This is a genomic window from Candidatus Poribacteria bacterium, from assembly GCA_009839745.1.
Taxonomy (GTDB): domain Bacteria; phylum Poribacteria; class WGA-4E; order WGA-4E; family WGA-3G; genus WGA-3G.
In genome coordinates this window covers 1-17729 of record VXPE01000072.1, presented here as the reverse complement: position 1 = coordinate 17729, position 17729 = coordinate 1, and the positions used below count along the sequence as shown (strand labels likewise).

Genomic DNA, 17729 nt, shown 5'->3' with positions numbered 1-17729 from the left:
AGCCCTGTAAGGGCGATATGTTTATAGAAAACGATTCTCTCAGGATTCCCAGCCCTGTAAGGGCGATATGTTTATACGGTATACTCAGCGGTTTCGGATTCAAAAACATATTTCCTATCATAAGCAATCCCAAAAAGATCAAGAAGCTCAAGATATTCCTCACGAAACGTCTTTTTTGAATGATGTAGTTCTTGATTCCTAATGTACTTCGCGACAGCATCCAATTGCGAATGAGAATATGAAAAAGCCGAAAAACCTTTCTGCCATTCAAACCTCCGCACAACCCATCGCTTTTCATTAATGAATCTCGACGAATTTGCCTTAATATCTCTCACTAAATCCGTTAATGCCCCTTCCGGCGCGAGCCCAACAAGGATATGGATATGATCCGGCATAGAATTGATTTGAATCACCTTCTGTTTTTTGTTTGTGATGATACCTGTAATATAGCGATGGAGTTCATCTTTGTGTGCTTTCGGGAGCAGGTATTGTCTGCCTTTGACCGCGAAGACAATATGGACGTAGAGCTGGGTATAGGTGTTTGGCATGGCCTCAAGAAATCTCCTTGTAATTTTGATAAATATATCGACGCTATAAACATAACGCCCTTACAGGGCTAAAATACACTACCATAATCCTTTCTATAAACATAACGCCCTTACAGGGCTGGGAAACCTGAGAAAGGCTTTCCTACCGAGTGCGACGAAATCTACTCAAACTGGTGTCGGCTTTGACGGCACGCCTTCCCTTTGCCCCGGATGACATCCGTCTGCTGCCATGTATCAGCAGCACCGCAAATAGCATCACTTTCGCCGAGCCGTTGTTTGAGTTCAGATTTTGTGAACCATTCACAACCATTATTAGCGAGTGCATCAATGTCTAAGTTTTCATCAGAAAAGCCGTAGATCCGACAGATACCATCTCCCTCTTCAACATCCTCAATATAAGACATCCAAGGGACCTCTAAACCGAGTTGCGTTTGGGTGATATCTTGCAGTGAACCGATCCGCGCACCGACATCCCAACCAACACCTTTCTCCTCTTCCCAACCTTCGCTCCCGGGCAACTCCCAAGCATTTGTTTCGGCATCACGACGGAGCAAGAATTTCGATTCCTGACTCGATGCATCCTCAATAAGCAGGCGCGTCGTTGTAATCGGCTTATCAAAACAGACAGGAATGAGACGCTTTCCATTGTCGCTCAATGCGTCCAAAGCGGCAGGATTGTAAGGATAATATCCCGCGGCGGGCGGTGCGTCAATAGCACAATATTTATTGAAAATCCCGCACCGATCTTCGGTTGTGGTGCCGGGGGGTGCTTCGTGCCAGACGTGCTCGTTGACGACCAGCAAGTCCCCTGCTTTGAGTTCAGGATCAATGAAATCGGGTAACTGCTCTGGATCAGGACGCGTGAGATCTAAAATGTGTGCGTCCGAATCAATCACCTGTGTCAACTTGTGTGATTTGGGCGACACGAGAAAAGGACCGTATTCTGTATCGAAATCGGTCAGTGGGATGATGGCAAACACCCAGTTCATCGATGACCCGACAGGGCGCCAGCGTTTGTAGTCGCAATGCGCCCCACCCCCTTTATCGCCGGGTGTCCGCAAATACGCCACATAAGCCGTGAGATGCGCGGGTTGACCGAGCGCGGATTCTACGGCACCCACAACTGTCGGATGTTCGGCAATCGCGGTGAGTCCGGGGTCGGCAAGACGATTGCCACTGACTGTATATTTCGCCGACTCAGGATATTTGAGCGTCGATGGATAGGCATCGCGTTTTACCTGTTTCTGGACGACGCGCCGGAGTTCATCTGCCTCCTTCGCGGATAAGAGATTTCGCAGAATTACATAGCCATCCTCACGGTAATCGGCGATCTGCTGCGCGCTGAGCGTCGGGGTAACTGTCCCGCTCATAATTCAACCTCCTTCACTTTTTACAAGTAAGTTTCAACTCATAGGACTTACGCATACTGCTCTTTTGTAGCATAAACTTTTAGTTTGGGTTTCCACCAGAACGCTGTGTTTTCCGAAAAATCTCATCTCACAGAACAGACGACAGTCAAAAGTGCGTAAGTCCTGAACTCATAAACTCCCCCAAAAGGGGATGCTCCAAAACGGATGCGACCTCTGTCCAAGCTTCTTTGCTATTCTCATGTGAAAGGTCGGGCATGAAACCGAAGTCAAGATAAACTTTTATCGCTGCCGGACGCCCGGTTGACGTGCCGAGAAAACAACGTTCATGGGATTGCTTCAGACGCTCCATCGCCACGGTCATCATCGGTTTGGACAGCCCGTTTCCTTGATAGTCGGGATGAATCACGACCCAGTGGATCTGTCCCCACACCTCTTTATTTATATTTTGCCACCATGCCGTGATTGTACCGATTTCCTCGCCTGTGTCCGTCGTTAGGTAAAAACTTCTATCCTCCATCACTGAGAGATGGCGTTTAAATTCGCGATCAAAAAGCCCGTCGTCAATTTCAGCGTACGGCTCCCCCGCTTGCAGAATCCGTGTCCAGATATGTCCCTCATTCCGGCGATAATTCCGGATGGCATACCCCTCTGGAATCGGGAATTGCGGGATATTCTCCATATTCTCACGAATCATTCTGACGCTATAATTTTTCATTTTTTTAATTATACCTTGCGGGAGAACAATGTAGGTTTGAACCAGAGACGTGCTTTCCTAAGTATCCGCTCTCCATTTCATTACGAGCTACAGATTCGATTTTTAATTATACCTTGCGGGAGAATAACGCAGCAACTTAGGTTATAGTAGATTTTGAAAATAAGTTTACACTTCTGCCCCCGGTAGGCGAGGTTTCCTAACCTCGCCGATGCAAAAAAGTGTAAAGGTAATTACGGGTTTTACTATAATATAGCATAATTCCTAAAAATTCTGCAAAAAAGTGAAAATAAAGAATAAATTCGCATCGCATCTAAAAATGTGGTATACTACATACAGCACGCCTAACAACTCCACAGGAGCTCGAAGGTTTGTCTGTTGTGCATAGACACGAGAATCGTAGACAAGTTGTAGAAGACACGTAGATATGTTTAGAGGCACCGTCCAAGGAGAAACATAGATATGGGAACTATTGTCATCGCGGAGATCCCCGCTATAGGAGTCCCAGCACAACAGGTTCAACAGAGAGACCCGCGGCCCATCCAGCTGAACGATCCTCGTTTTGAGGAAACTTATACGGCTTCTGTAAAAAGAACATCTACTGGGTGGAGTGGACGGATTCCTGATGTGCCTGAAGTGAAGATGTGTGAAGGCATTACCCAACAAGCCCTTTTGGAAGCTTTAGCAGACAGTCTTCATGAAATCCTAAAAGCCCGTTCCGCGGCATGGGACAAACAAATTGAAGCGGATATAAAAGCAGGGAAACTGGATGCGCTGCGCGATGAAATACTTGAAGATATTCAGGCGGGGAGGCTAACCGATTTATAAAGCTAAAAAGGAGTCAAAGAAGAAGATAAATGAACACCCCATAAATTTATCATGGAAAGATCACCCACCCCCATTCCAATCTATACCATAGGCTATGGAAGCCGTTCCATTGCGGAACTCATCGAAGTGCTACACCAGCACGAGATCGCCTACCTCATCGATGTCCGCTCCGCCCCCTACTCGCGCTATAAGCCGGAATTCTCCAAAGCACAACTCGCGAATCAACTCGAACAGCATGACATCCGCTACGTGTTCATGGGAGACACACTCGGTGGTAGACCCGACGATGAAACCTGTTACATCAACGGGAAACTTGACTACGAAAAGGTCAAGGAGAGAGAATACTACCAACGCGGTATTGAACGTCTACACACTGCTTTCTTGCAACAACACGCTGTTGTCTTGATGTGCAGTGAGGAGAAGCCAGAGGAATGCCACCGATGCAAACTTATCGGTGCGACCCTCACAACGCAGGACATACCGGTCATCCACATCGACGAAAACAACGAGCAAGTGACGCAGGAGAAGGTCATTGAGCGTCTGACAGGCGGACAATTGTCGATGTTCGGAGACGAGACGTTTCATTCTCGGAAAAAATACACTTAATTCTATCCACTATGAAAATTAAAATTGTTACCATTGGCGTATACGGCTTTGATGAATCCGGTTTTTTTGACGCGCTCTGCCAGGCAGAGGTTGATACATTCTGCGATATCCGGAGTCGGCGCGGTCTCCGCGGTGCAACCTACGCATTTGCCAACAGTGTGCGATTGCAACGGAAGTTGAAGTCTTGATACCCTGTACGGAATTCCCCACCGCGAGTGTGGGTGATCAGGAAAACGCTGGAAATTTAAGGGCATATATGGTATAATTGGTGTACAGTTGGATAGTTTTCGCCTGCCTTTGCATTCATGTGTAAAAAACATCTTTTGAGAAACAGTAAATATTTTGGGAAGAAGATTGAATATGGTTGATTGGGAGAAAAATTTTGCGATTATCGTACGAACATCAAGTTTTTCTCATCTTAGAGACCTTTACACAGGCAAAGCAGATTTGGGAAACGCGCACGAAAATGATCCTGCATTTGGTCATGCAGTCATAATTCTAAAGATTGGTGACGATTTGTATTATCGGGGATATCGCCCCACTTTAGCAGATAGGGGGCTTCGTGAAGCCTTAGGAGCGAATGATAAAAGCGCAGTCATAGATATTCTTCGCAAAGGGGTAACCGCGGAAATATGTGACGAGCGAAGTATGTACCAGGAAGTTTTCCAAACTGCACTTCCTGGGTTTGTCTATCATTACTTGAATTACAAGAAAAAAGAAGTAGATGCTATCTGGACTCAGGTCAAACAGGACGAGGAAAAAGAAGACAAATATTATACACTGGAGCCAGATACAGCCAGACAATCTGGTGAATTCGCCGAGGACTCGCTTGTCCATAATTGTGTAACATGGATCATTGAAACTCAGCATGTATCGGTTAACCGCTTTCTTTTAAAACGTGTACGTAATGGTAACATTTCCCAATTTGCTGAGAATTTACACCAAACTGGAGATAGTCTGTGACTAAGGAAAATTCAATTAAAATTAGCAAGTTTCATATTGATGATGGGGGACTTTTGTTGATCTCTGAGGCTGATAATCTGCCATTTTTGGTAGTTGATGCCAAAGGGGTTACCTTTGATGCGGGGACCTTCGCAGGGTTTTTCTGCGCTTTGGAAGGTCTATTCAAATTTATCGTAAACGGGAAAAGGGATTCTGCATGCTTTGTGCAACTCAAATTTACAGAAGAGGATGTTTACCAAATTGGAAATTTCGATTTTAGCGACGAGCAATACACTGACGCATTGCATTGGGTAATCACAGGAAACAAGCAGATTGCACAGAAAAGAGAAAGGAAAAAAGAAGATTCTAAACACTACACAGATGCGGTTATAAGTGTGATTGCGACGTGTTTGGGAAGGGACAAAAAATCCCTTAAACCCGATACAACTATTAGAGAGACTTTCGGTTCTTTAGATTCTTTGGATAGACAAAATTTGATTTATAAGACAGAAGAGCGCTTTTCAATCATCGTTCCAGACAGCATTTTTGCACAAATCGTCACAATTGCTGATATGATTGATTATGTGAAAGCACAAGTTGAAAACGAAACAGATTTCTTGGAAAGACCTCACCGCAAAGACAGAAACATACGCGGGATCAAGCACGAACACACGGCAGAAAAACTATTGCAATAACATTCGCTCGACTCTTTCTTTCGTCGGCTCCACAACTACCGTTAATCTTCATAAAATTTATGCTATAAAAACACAGCGAATAATGAATCGTCCTCATCTAATTAACGTCTGATGTGGGAATATGGAACTTTTGAAGGCGGTTCTGGCATCACAGGAATGATGTAACTCCGAATCGTTAAACCCTCTACTGTTTCCGTCTCTACTCGCGGTTCCGGGTTCTGTCGATGGTCAAAGACAACGTAGTACCCTTCTGTTAGACCTTCAGAGCTGAGATACACTGCGAGTTGCTTTTTGCCTGCCTGATAACGATTGTCGCCTCTCCAAATTTTTGTTTCTATAATATACTTTCGCTGATTGTGGGTAATGATAAGGTCCATCCTGCCTCTGCCGGTTGGCACCTCAATGTGCATGAAACCACCAATGATTTTAACAAACTGGTCAAGATAGGCGAGCAGGAGATGTCTACCCACCGATTCTTGAGGTGTATCGGGGACTTGTAGAATCCTGAACCCTGCGCGGGCAATGAAATCTTGGAAATTATCAAGCAATGACTCCATATCAACCTTGCCTGCGAGTGTGAGGTAAGCAAGAAAGTCTTCACGCGAATCTTCGTGTAAGTACTCATCTTCTAATCCATTCACGACAGGCTTGAACGCTTGCAGGATACAATATAGATAAATCGGATTAACAATTTCACACATACCGTCCTCACCTCTGGCAATGACCCCGTACGTGGCAAGTTCATTTATAACGTCACTCCGTAGATTGAAATCAACACCTTCCTCCCGCGCCATAATCCGCATCAAAAGACTTTCAAAACGCGGGTCTCTTCTGATATTGGTCAGCAGATGTGTGAAGTTAGCGTTATCTTCTTCAAGGAGTTGCGCGTGTGCCTCTGAAAAGTGTGCCATAGTAATCGACTCGGTTTTCGGAACCTCCAATTCTTCCGTGAGAATCTGTGCGAATCGGTTCACCAAGACAGGTTGCCCAGCAGTCTGTTTATGAATAGCTGCGATAACTTCAGGAACAAAAGGTTGTCCGACCTCGTCTGTATATTGTCCAAGCAGTTCCTGCACCTGTTCGAGGGTGAAGTTGGGTAGCTGAAACTCGTCTTGGATATTGAAGGGGGAGATAGACCGGTCGTAGTTGAGTTGTGCGATACTTTTAACTCCGATGATACCGACGCTGTGCGGACACCGGGGCTTCCCAGCAATGTAGATATGGCGGAGCGTATGAAGAAAATCGCTCAGGGCAGCGGATGGGATGCCATCAAACTCGTCAATGATTAAGACGAATTTCTGGGGCATTAGGAAACGCGCGAGGTTTCTAAAAAATCGTCGCATTGCGTGAGGGTCGGTTAGTTTTGTGTCCGCTAAAAATTGGATTAAAGCTTCAGATGGGGAGCCGCCGCGTCGCTGAAACAAACTCTCAATTTCTTCGCATATATCTTGGTAAAGGTTGGCATAAAAATCAGCAACAGCGGTGTTTTTGTACACATCAAAATTCAGTCGAATAGGGAAGTAGGTGAACTTTGAAGCGGATTCAGCTTGAGCGGTAGCAGCGTTACCGACCGCGAGCGTTTCCAACGCAGCCTGAAAGAAGGTAGTTTTGCCTGTTTGGCGCGGGGCAAACAAGACAACATATTTACCTTCTTCAACGCGTTCGATGAAATCGGCGATCTCCTCGGTCCGCGCAACAACGTAGTGCTCTTGAGGATTGACGGGACCGTGTGTTCCAAAACGTCTCATTTTCTCTCCTTTTCGCTAAACCCCTGGTACTTGATTGTATCATATCGGGTCGATGCGGTCAACGCCAAATATCCACAATTCAATGAATAGACGGATTCTTCTATGTTGCAAAATTATGCACCCATTCAGCCGAAAATTGTGTCTTTAACTTATGAGAGGTCTTACGTATTACGTTTATTGTTCAAATTACAAGATGATCTTAGGAGAGAAACTTTATGGGTTGGTTAAATGGGCATTTTTCTTCACTTCTCGGACTTTTTTCAAACTGGCGTTTTTTAACAATTTTGGGACTCGCAATCATAGTTGCTTCAGTGCTCAAATTTCTAAATATCAACTAAAAATCTAATATGAAGGAACAATTATAAAACCTTCCTTAAAATAATTCCAACAATATCCGATATTGACTCCCGATCCAGCCATTCAATACGGGTGTCTTTTCGGAACCACGTCAACTGCCGCTTGGCGAACCGACGGGTGTTCTGTTTCAACTGCGAGATCGCATCCAAATACGTGCAGTCCCCGTCCAGATACGCGATTAACTCCCGATAGCCGAAACTTTGGAGCGCGACCGAATCACGTGCATATCCCGCCGCTAACAACGATTCAACCTCCGCTATCAATCCGTTCGCAAGCATCACATCCACGCGCTGTTCGATACGATGGTATAGCAGCGCACGCGGCATCCTGAGTCCGAAAGCAATGAACGGATACCGCTGTTTTTCGGGATGCCACTGCTGTTGGAGTTCAGACATCGGCGTGCCAGTCAATTCATAGACCTCTAAAGCACGGATGACACGGACGAGGTTGTTCGGATGGATCCGATCCGCAGATTCTGGATCGCAGGTTTGGAGTCGCTTGTGGAGGGTATCAACCCCGTGTTGCGCCGCTTCCGCTTCAAGTCGCTTCCGGAGTGCGGGATTCGCTCCCGGTCCCTCAAACAATCCATCAACAATCGCTCGGAAGTAGAGTCCCGCACCGCCAACCAGCAAGACCCGCTTGCCTCTGTTTCGGATGTCGGCAATTGCTGCATCTGCGAGGGATTGATAGTCAGCGACAGAAAAGGGTTGGAAAATGTCAACGCAGTCTATGAGGTGATGCCGTGCTGCCTGCTGTTCTTCGGGGGTAGGTTTCGCGGTGCCGATGTCCATCTGTCGATAGATTTGGCGGGAATCGACAGAGACAATCTCGGCATTGAGACGTTGCGCGAGTTGAATCGCTACCTCTGTTTTACCGACTGCTGTGGGACCGAGAAGGCAGACGAGGTTTGATGTCATTTTCCTACAATCCAACCGCCGCCGAGGACGTATTCTCCATCGTAAAAAACGGTGGCTTGTCCGGGTGTAATGGCACGGCGCGGTTCATCGAACTTCACGACTGCTTCGGTGTCGCTGGTAGGTGTGATTGTCGCGGGACCGCCGTCATCACGGGATCGGATTTTGACGTGGGCACGGATCGGCACCGTTAACTTTTCAATGGCGATGAGGTTGATGCGTTCAACGTGCATCGTGTCCTCAAATAGCGCATCGGATTCACCAACGACAACGGTCTTCTCCGCGGCGTTGAGCTGCGTCACATAGAGCGGTTTCCCGACTGCAATACCTAACCCACGCCGCTGTCCGACGGTATAAAACGGGACCCCGTCATGCTTACCAAGGACATTGCCCACCTCATCTACAATATCGCCGCCCTGAATCTTCTCAGGGACCCTATCTTGGAGGAAACGTCGATAGTTGGTGTCGGCAACGAAGCAGAGCTCTTGGCTCTCAATCTTTTCAGCAGTTCGCAACTGGTACTTTCGGGCGAGATCACGGACTTCGGCTTTCGTGTATTCACCGAGCGGCATCATCGCGCAGCGTAATTGCGCCTGTGTGAGCGCGGCGAGGAAATAGGACTGGTCTTTGCTGACATCCCGTGCTTTGCGTAAGAGATAGCGTCCCGTTTCTGGATGTTGTTCAATACGGGCATAGTGTCCCGTGGCGATGGCATCACACGCCAAGGTCTTGGCGAGATCGAGGAGTCTCCCAAACTTTAGTTCCCGATTACATACCATACACGGACTGGGTGTCCTGCCGACGAGGTACTCCTCCACGAAATAATCGATAATCTGCTCGCGGAAAGCGTCCTCGTAGTTCACGCCGTAGAACGGGATGCCGAGTTGGGTAGCGACGCGGCGCGCATCCTCAATACCCTCAAGCGAACAGCAGTTGGGACGCTCCGGCTCTACCTCGATTGTATCGGGCGCGCCGAGGCGCATCGTGATGCCGGTGACATCATACCCCGCGTCTACCATCATGGCAGCGGTGACGGAACTGTCTACGCCACCGCTCATTGCAACAAGAATTTTCCTCATTTTTTTTACCGATTGCTCTTCAATTTACCACTTAACCCAACCTACGCTGCTGAAGCCGAATTCATGTTATAGTAAAACCGAAAAATAAGTGAACATTCGTCGCATAAACTTTTAGTTTCTGCAGGGGTAGCACGCAAACTAAAAGTTTGCGCTACAATCAGAGTGTCCAAGTAATTATTGACCCTACTATAATAATTATACCACATAAAAGGGGATTTGTCAGGGAAAAGTAGTAGAGGACAGGCATAGCACACCTATGGAATCGGTCGTGCTCGATTAGTCGGGCACAGCAAAGCACTGAGGGGAGAGGTAGAGACGGGTCGCTTTATGGAGTAAAGAATTAGCCGATCTGCCAATCCTCTTTTCCGGCGTAGCGATCCTGGTATACATCTTCATTGAGCGCCAACCCAAGTCCCGGAGTATCCGGCACGGTGAACGTCCCACCGGTGAAAGTATAGTTAGAGGTATCAATCACATCGCTCGTGAGGGTTGCGACCTCGCCGTAGAGAAAATGCGGAATCGTTTTGCCGAATTGGAGGCTGAGGTAAAAACCGAGCAGGGACCCCCAGTTATGGGGTGCGCACCGGACACCGTGGGCGGCAGCCATATCAGCAAGTCGCCGCCAGCCGGTAACGCCGAGTCCCTTCATATCGTGCTGGATGACATCAATAACACCCGCCTCGAAAAACGGATCATAGAATTCAAGTGGGTCGCGCGTCCGGGTTTCGCCATCAGCGATGAAGGTTTTCAATCCTTTTTCTTGGATGAAGGCTTTGAGGTTCCGGTACAATTCAACCTCTTCCTCAAACATCTCTTCTATCCAAAAGACATCACAATTACTCGTTTCGTTCAGAAAGGTGATGACTTCATCGTAGGTGTAGCCGTTGTTTGCATCCACAAGAATGTTGAAACCTTCGCCTGCGGTGCTACGGGCAAGTTGGACAAGCTCTATGTCCCGTTGCAGGCCCGCCTTGCGTTCCATGAGATAGCTCCCGCGCCCAATTTTCATCTTGCATGCGGTAAACCCATTGGCGAGACTGCTTTTCACATCATTCTCGATGCGTTGAAGTCCTTCGGCTTTCGTTTCATACAGGAGATCGTTGAAATAGATGGTGCTGTCGTAAGCGGGCAATCCGTTTGAAAAAACATCGCCACCGATGAGCTGATAGACAGGCTTCTCAAGGATTTTGCCGATTGTATCCCAAAGGGCATTTTCAAGTCCGCGAAATTCCTCCACAACCCCGTTTTCAGGGTTTAAGAGGTCAAACGGATTTTGGTTGAGCACGCCTTCCGCATTTTCAGCGGTTGTTGTTCCCCAACTACCAGCCCCCCAACCGAGTGTGCCATCGTTGGTATAGATGCGGATAATACGTTCGTTCCATTTCGCGTTCGGATCCGGTTGGTGAATCTCTGTTGCGCGGGAGTTACAACCGATAGCAGGCTGATCAATTTCGACGGTAACTTGCTCAACTTTGGTAATCTTAACACCCGTTGGATAATTTCCCATATTTTTAATGTTCCTTGCGGTTAAACGGTGTGCGTTTGAACTTTGACGTGCGTTCCTCATATCCGCCCTCCGCTACGCTTACGGGCTACAGTTACGAAACTTATCTTAAGACGGCAGCCTGCAACAATACGCAGAAATACCCCGGGGAATGCCACACGGCATTCATACCCGGGGAAGCCCACACGGGCTTCATACCGTTGATTCTGATTCGCAAAAACACGCAGGCGGATTTGAGAGAAAACACCCAATGAACATAAGACTTCATTTAACGCCTTGCGAATAATTAAAAATTACTCAAGTGCAAGGAGCAATTCATTGAGTGCGTCTTTCACCATATCGTTGGTCTCGGCCTCCCTGAAGTGAACGTCAAGCTTATGGGGCAGATTATCGTACTGGTCAGCGTCCTGAATCTGCTTTACCAAAGCAGGTTTCTTAAGAAGTTGAACAATACGGAGTCTGTCTTCATGGTCAACGACTTCAGGGTTCGCTAACAAGACGATCAAGCGTCCAGCTAATCCATCAGCGAGTCCGTTTTCGGCGTAATGGTTCAACGTATCAATAGCGGCTTGCTTCGTGCTCAGGCTTGATCCGTTTGTGAGGATTGCGACGAGACCGTCAACAGCACCTGCGTCAGGATATTTCTGTAGCGCCTTCGCAATATCCATACGCACGGTGTCATCGGAATCGCCAAGCGCATCAATCAGCTTGTCAGTTGGGTGTTCTTTGAGGAACATCATAGATTTCGCGGCGGCTCGCCGGACAACAGCGTTATCATCGCCTAAGCCCTCAACAATTTTTGCTTCGGCACCTTCGTTTCCGAGGAGATAGAGTGCGGTATTAATTTCCATCTTCAACCCTTCATCAGGGGTTGCGTTGTGGAGTGCCTCTAACCCAGTGGCAGCGGATGCGTCTCCTATATTGCCTACAATACGGACAAGCTGGATTTTCACAGCAGGTGGGGTATTGCTGTCGCCAGCAGTTTTCAGGAGCTCGTTAATAGCTGGGCTGCCGATTTCCTCCAAGATTTGAACGAAGTCACCATGGACATTGCGATAGCGGTTTTTAACGAGATCCTCCAAAAGGAAAGGCACGGCAGGTGCCCCTTTGTCAACGAGGACCTGCATCGCATCCTTTTGGACCCGATGGCGTTCGCCGAGAATCTGCAGGATTTTCTTCATCTCATATTCGCCCAATTCACCGACACGGCGATCCCGTTCAGTTTTATATCTCGTTTCGACGTTATGTGTTCTTGCCGCGCCCGTTGAAATGGCGTTGCTATAAGCAAGCACCAAGAGTGCACGAGGTTCAACTTTGTTTTCCTCTTCCTGTTCAGCACGTTCAAGGTGTTGGGCTGCCTCCAGCGAGAGTCCTGCATTTAACAACTTACTTCTTCCGACCTCAAGTTGCGTGATGACCTGTTCCTGCTGACAGCCGAAACTCACGACTCCTATAAGTAGTAATATCAGCAAAAGTTTTTTCATGTTCCCTTTTTCTTTTCCTCCTGGAATCTCAATTAGACTTACCCCTGCGTGTCGCCTGTCTGCTCCATGAAGACAATGCGCAACTTGCAAGCAAAAAAAGTGCTGATCCAATACTTTCTCGCGCAAGCCTCTATAGGCTCGCGGGACAATATAACTTGACAGGGAAAATCGTAGGTTCTGCATACCGCGACGTATTTAAACCTGCCAAACAGGGATTACACATCTGGGCAAGTACTGACGTAAAGAATATTCTAAAATAAATACATTTTTATGTCAACAATTTAAGTACAGACAGACAAGAGACCCATTGTAAGTCTACTGAAGTGCATCAAGGAGTTGTTTCAGCGACGTCTTGACGAGTTCACTCTGTTCCTTTTCCTTGTGATATTCATAGAGCTTGAACTCAAGATTGTCGTACAATTCTGTTACCTGAATCTGTTTCAGAAACGGCTCTCTCTTCAGAAGTTGAACGAGATGGAGCCGATTGTCTGCGTCACTCACAGTTTCGCCAATGAGCAGCATCGTAATGCGCTTTGCCAAGCCTCTCGCGAGTTTGTTCCGTCCATAAACATCGAGCGTATTAATCGCTGCCTGCTTCGGATCTTTGCTCAATCCACCGATAAGAATACTTACGAGTTCATCAACAGCGTCAGCATCCCGATGCACTGCGAGTGCGTCCACAAGCGATGCGACGACTTCAGAGTCGGTATCTTTTAACCCCGCAATGAGTGTTTTCGATGGGACCTCGCTGATATTTGTCATCGCTTTTGCAGCGGCGCGTCGGACCTCAACATCACTATGACTTAAGCCAGCGATGATGTCCTTTTTATAGGATTCCTCACCCAACTGATAGAGTGTCGTGTTAATTTCCATCGCCAAGCCAGCTTCACTCGTTCCACTTTGAACCGCTTTTAACGCATCTATGGCTTTTGCGTCGCCGATGCCAGCAAGGACCTGAACGAGTTTAACCTTAACAGCCGGTGGGGTCATTTCATCAGTAAGTTTTGCTAAAACCGAATCAAGACCATCCGTGCCCATCTGAATAAGCATCTCCCCAAAATTTGCATGAAGTGACGGATATCTCCCTCTGATGAGGCTGTCAAGAATAATTACCGACGCTTCAGGTCCCTTGTCTACAAGTGCCTGTAAGCCATCTTTCTGGACCCGCGAGGGTCTGCTGAGAATTTGTAGGATTTGCTTTATCTCAGCCTCGGTGAGTTCTTGTATCCGTTGGGCTCGTTGGTTTTTGAACTTGGCTTCAACGCCGTGACTACTCGCACTCCCCGTGGAAAGCCCGTGAGAGTAAGCGATAACGAGTAGGGCGCGCGGCTCCAGTTTATTAACCTCTTCCTGTTCCGCTTTTTCAAGGTGATCAACGGCTTCCAAGGCGTTACCGCTGTCAATCAATTTACTTCTGCCTACGGACAGGTTGCTCGGCCCTTTCTGCTTTGTGTCACAACCGATACCCGCAAGCAGTAGGACAACCAGTGGAATGATTACAACCTTTTTCATTGTTTTGCCTTTTCCTCCCGACTTTTGTAATAAGAGGGCGTTTTTTGAAATAAGTGCCTAATGCAACCGTGCGCTACGGCGCACTGCGACCCTAAAAATATTTCACCTATAACAATACCACAAAATTAGAAAAAAGTCAAGTGTATTATGCTTATGCAATAACTTGACACGTGTGCCAGTTTTGGCTATACTTGCTGTCACGCGTTAAAAACATAAAGAAGAACGAAAAATTAAACCGCACATGTCTATAGAAAGGGAACCGTCCATGAAAATCTCTGGATTCTTTCATGTTAATTTCACATCTCCGCTTCATCGAAAATCGGGACTACAAATCCCTCCCACAATAGATTCCCAAAAAACTGATACCATCCGCGTATGGTGTATACGCAGTGTGTTGCTCATAATAATGTGCGTTGTGTTCCTACAGGCACCGGTCCATGCGCAACTGATACCCCCTGAGGAGATGCTCGGATTCCGAGTCGGTTCCGACTATCAGGTGGCAGGATGGCAGACAGTTTCTGATTACATGCGACATGCGGCAGCGAATTCAGATAGGGTTCTGTTAGAAGAACTTGGAAAAACGACAGAGGATAACGATTTTCTGATGCTGGTGATTTCTGCACCAGAGAATTTAGAGAATTTAGCACACTACCAACAGATTCAAAGGAAACTCGCGCTGCCCAATGACCCCATAAATGAAGACAACACGGCAGAATTGGATGCCCTGGCAGCAGAAGGTAAAACGGTGGTTCTGATTAATTGTAACTTGCATTCCACAGAGATCGCCTCTTCACAGATGTCAATGGAACTTGCACATGAATTCGCAACCCTTGAGACCTCACAAATCAAAGAGATTCTTGAAAACGTGATAATTCTGCTCATCCCTTCGGCGAATCCGGACGGCTTGAACATCGTAGTAGATTGGTATAATCGCACTGTCGGCACGCCTTACGAAGGGTCGGAAATCCCGTGGTTGTATCACAAATACACGGGGCACGATAACAACCGCGATTGGTTTATGCTCACACAGATAGAGACGCAGATATTGACGGAGGTGCTTTATGAGAAGTGGTTCCCGGAGGTCGTCTACGACGTGCATGAGATGAGTTATCGCGGACCCCGGTTTGTGATTCCACCGTATTTTGAACCAGTCAACCCGAACATCCCGCCCCTCTTACAACGGACGCTTTCGCTTATCGGGGCGCAACTCGCTTTCGATTTGACGAGTGAAGGGTTTACGGGTGTGCTTTCAAGTGCTGTTTACGATACATGGTGGCACGGCGGGTTTCGGACGGTCCCCTACCGCCACAATATGGTGGGTATTTTGACGGAAGCGGCACGCGTGGAGATAGCAACGCCAATTTTCCAACCGCATCATACTTTGAAAGGCTACCGACGCGGGCTTGATAAATATACACTCCGCACAAACTTTCCTGAACCCTGGCCCGGCGGTTGGTGGCGACTCCGAGACATCGTAGAATATGAGAAGGCAGCGGCACTGTCAATTCTCGCTTTCGCCGCGGAGCATCGGGGCACGCTGAAGACGAACTTTTACAAGATGGGACTCAATGCTATAGCGAAAGGGACAGATGAACCCCCACGTGCGTTCCTGATTCCAAAACAACAACGCGACCTCCACACAACGCTCAAGATGTTAGATATTCTGCGACGTGGCGGGGTAGAGATTCATCAAGCGAACGCCCCGTTTATCGCCGATGGCGTAGAATATCCGGAGGACACCTATGTTGTGTCAATGTCCCAACCCTTTCGGGCACACGCGAAGGATCTCCTCGAGGTGCAACGCTATCCAGAACGTCGCCCCTCCCCGGAATCGCCACCCGAACGTCCCTACGATATAGCGGGTTGGACCCTGCCCTTACAAATGGGGGTGAGAACAATCGCTGTTGTGCATCCTTTTGAGGCGGATTTAAGGAAACTTACTGCACCTCCTGAAGTGGAAGGGACGTTAGAAGGTGCCGCTGAACCGACAGGTTACCTGTTTGAGAATCGAACGAACACCGAAGCGATTGCCCTCAATCGTCTGTTTCAAGCAAAATTCGCAGACGATAATCCGAGATACACACTCTATTCAGCACAACGGGACGTAAAACTCGCCGGTAAAACGCTTCCGCGGGGTGCTATCCTAATTAGAACAGTAGAACCACCGTCACAACAGAGAACGGAGATACAAGCCCTCGCATCGGAATTCGGTATCCACATCCACGCCGATGCATCTATCGACGCAGAAGTCTCTAGTCGAGAATTCTCACGGTTAAATGCCCCGCGTCTCGGTCTGTATAAACCGTGGACAGCAAATATGGACGAAGGTTGGACACGTTGGGTTTTAGATACACATGAGTTCGACTACAGCAGCCTCACGAACGCGGAAATACGTGCGGGGGATTTGGCGGCGCGCTACGATGCAATCATTCTGCCGGATTTCGGTGCTTCCGGTATTCTTAACGGGCATTCAACAGGGAAACTACCACCGGAGTATGTCGGTGGAATCGGAACAGAAGGCTTAGCAAATTTACGAGCGTTCGTGGAGAACGGAGGGACGCTCATCTGTTTGAATCGTTCTTCAGAACTCCCTTTGAAATACTTTGGGCTTAGTGAAAAGGGTATCTTCAGTGTGGTCGAAAAAGAGAATCAACCGAAGGAAGGAGCGTTTTTCTGTCCCGGCTCATTATTACGGGTTCGGATAGACACGAATCATCCCATCGGGCATGGACTGGACGCAGAGATGGCAATCTTTTTTAAATTTGGACATGTTTTTGAAGCGGGACGGGGTGGCGCGAATGTCATAGCGACATATCCTGAGTTCAATCCGTTGATGAGTGGGTGGCTCGAAGGCGAGAAACGGATTCGTCAGAAAGCAGCGCTACTGGAAGTCCCTTTAGGCGATGGGCGCGTGATCCTTTTCGGTTTCAAACCGCAGCATCGCGGGCAATCGCAGGGGACCTTCAAACTGCTTTTCAATGCGATTTTTTACAGCGCACAAGACTAATGAGGTAAGGATTGAAATGCCAACGTTAATTTAGACCAAAATTTAGCAAAGTTAAGACAAGTTTTGTTTCTGAAATTCCGTAGATGTCAGATACCGTAACGCCGAATGTGGACGTTTCTGGTAATATACTTGTGTGAAACCGTAGCTGTTTTAGGGATATCTTTCAACCTTCATATTAGGTTTTAGTTGATATTTAGGAGTTTGAGCACTGATTACGGGAATTGACGGATTGAAAGTTTCCCATGCCTTTAGGCTTGGGATGAAAATCCGCCCTTGTGAATTAGACCCAACTGTTGTCTAAAAAAAGCATTTTTCCCCTTGACAAAAACACAAAAAAAATGCTATAATAATAGTATCACGTTGGCAGTCATAATGAGCGTTACCACTTGGTAACGTGGCTGCCTACCCACTCATTAGGGGTTA

14 protein-coding genes are annotated in these 17729 nt (G+C 47.5%); 5 read left to right on the top strand and 9 right to left on the bottom strand.

Annotation, left to right across the window (positions count from 1 at the left end):
- Positions 1-71 precede the first annotated feature (71 nt).
- From tnpA to F4X88_11780, 3 genes are all read right to left on the bottom strand, one after another.
- Complete coding sequence (tnpA, locus tag F4X88_11790) at positions 72-548, bottom strand: IS200/IS605 family transposase (protein MYA56973.1); 477 nt, start codon at positions 546-548, stop codon at positions 72-74.
- A gap of 161 nt (positions 549-709) precedes the next feature.
- Positions 710-1918, bottom strand: a complete 1209-nt coding sequence (locus tag F4X88_11785) for a phytanoyl-CoA dioxygenase family protein (GenBank protein ID MYA56972.1) — start codon at positions 1916-1918, stop codon at positions 710-712.
- A gap of 145 nt (positions 1919-2063) precedes the next feature.
- On the bottom strand, positions 2064-2633 hold the full coding sequence (locus F4X88_11780; GenBank protein ID MYA56971.1) for a GNAT family N-acetyltransferase: 570 nt from the start codon (positions 2631-2633) through the stop codon (positions 2064-2066).
- Between the two features lie 459 nt (positions 2634-3092).
- Between F4X88_11780 and F4X88_11775 the strand changes: the two genes are divergently transcribed.
- The 4 genes from F4X88_11775 to F4X88_11760 all read left to right on the top strand — a co-directional run bounded on the left by F4X88_11775 (position 3093) and on the right by F4X88_11760 (position 5701).
- Entirely contained in the window at positions 3093-3458 is a 366-nt protein-coding gene (locus F4X88_11775) for a hypothetical protein (protein MYA56970.1), read from the top strand.
- A 51-nt stretch (positions 3459-3509) separates the two neighbouring features.
- The gene (locus F4X88_11770) at positions 3510-4064 is read left to right on the top strand and encodes a DUF488 domain-containing protein (protein MYA56969.1); all 555 of its coding nucleotides are present in this window, start codon (positions 3510-3512) and stop codon (positions 4062-4064) included.
- A 360-nt stretch (positions 4065-4424) separates the two neighbouring features.
- A complete protein-coding gene (locus tag F4X88_11765; protein MYA56968.1) occupies positions 4425-5027 on the top strand; it encodes a hypothetical protein in 603 nt (200 codons plus the stop codon).
- Positions 5024-5701 carry an acyl carrier protein gene (locus F4X88_11760; protein MYA56967.1) on the top strand — a complete coding sequence of 226 codons (678 nt, stop codon included), beginning with the start codon at positions 5024-5026 and terminating at the stop codon, positions 5699-5701. Before F4X88_11765 ends, F4X88_11760 begins: the two co-directional genes overlap by 4 nt.
- 101 nt (positions 5702-5802) lie before the next feature.
- On the opposite strand, the gene F4X88_11755 is transcribed toward F4X88_11760, so the two are convergent.
- The 6 genes from F4X88_11755 to F4X88_11730 form a co-directional block, all read right to left on the bottom strand.
- Positions 5803-7449, bottom strand: coding sequence for an AAA family ATPase (locus F4X88_11755; protein MYA56966.1), 1647 nt, complete (start codon positions 7447-7449; stop codon positions 5803-5805).
- Between the two features lie 359 nt (positions 7450-7808).
- Positions 7809-8723, bottom strand: coding sequence for a tRNA (adenosine(37)-N6)-dimethylallyltransferase MiaA (gene miaA, locus F4X88_11750; GenBank protein ID MYA56965.1), 915 nt, complete (start codon positions 8721-8723; stop codon positions 7809-7811).
- The gene (mnmA, locus tag F4X88_11745; GenBank protein ID MYA56964.1) at positions 8720-9799 is read right to left on the bottom strand and encodes a tRNA 2-thiouridine(34) synthase MnmA; all 1080 of its coding nucleotides are present in this window, start codon (positions 9797-9799) and stop codon (positions 8720-8722) included. The genes miaA and mnmA overlap by 4 nt, the downstream gene beginning before the upstream one ends.
- A 340-nt stretch (positions 9800-10139) precedes the next feature.
- Positions 10140-11366, bottom strand: a complete 1227-nt coding sequence (locus F4X88_11740; GenBank protein MYA56963.1) for a mandelate racemase/muconate lactonizing enzyme family protein — start codon at positions 11364-11366, stop codon at positions 10140-10142.
- A gap of 230 nt (positions 11367-11596) precedes the next feature.
- The gene (locus F4X88_11735) at positions 11597-12787 is read right to left on the bottom strand and encodes a HEAT repeat domain-containing protein (GenBank protein ID MYA56962.1); all 1191 of its coding nucleotides are present in this window, start codon (positions 12785-12787) and stop codon (positions 11597-11599) included.
- 315 nt (positions 12788-13102) lie between these two features.
- Positions 13103-14299 (bottom strand): HEAT repeat domain-containing protein, encoded by a 1197-nt coding sequence (locus tag F4X88_11730; protein ID MYA56961.1) that lies wholly within the window; start codon positions 14297-14299, stop codon positions 13103-13105.
- Between the two features lie 241 nt (positions 14300-14540).
- Here F4X88_11730 and F4X88_11725 point away from each other — a divergent pair, with 241 nt between their 5' ends.
- Positions 14541-17306: a peptidase M14 gene (locus F4X88_11725; GenBank protein ID MYA56960.1), complete on the top strand. Its 2766-nt coding sequence runs from the start codon at positions 14541-14543 to the stop codon at positions 17304-17306.
- Positions 17307-17729 lie beyond the last annotated feature (423 nt).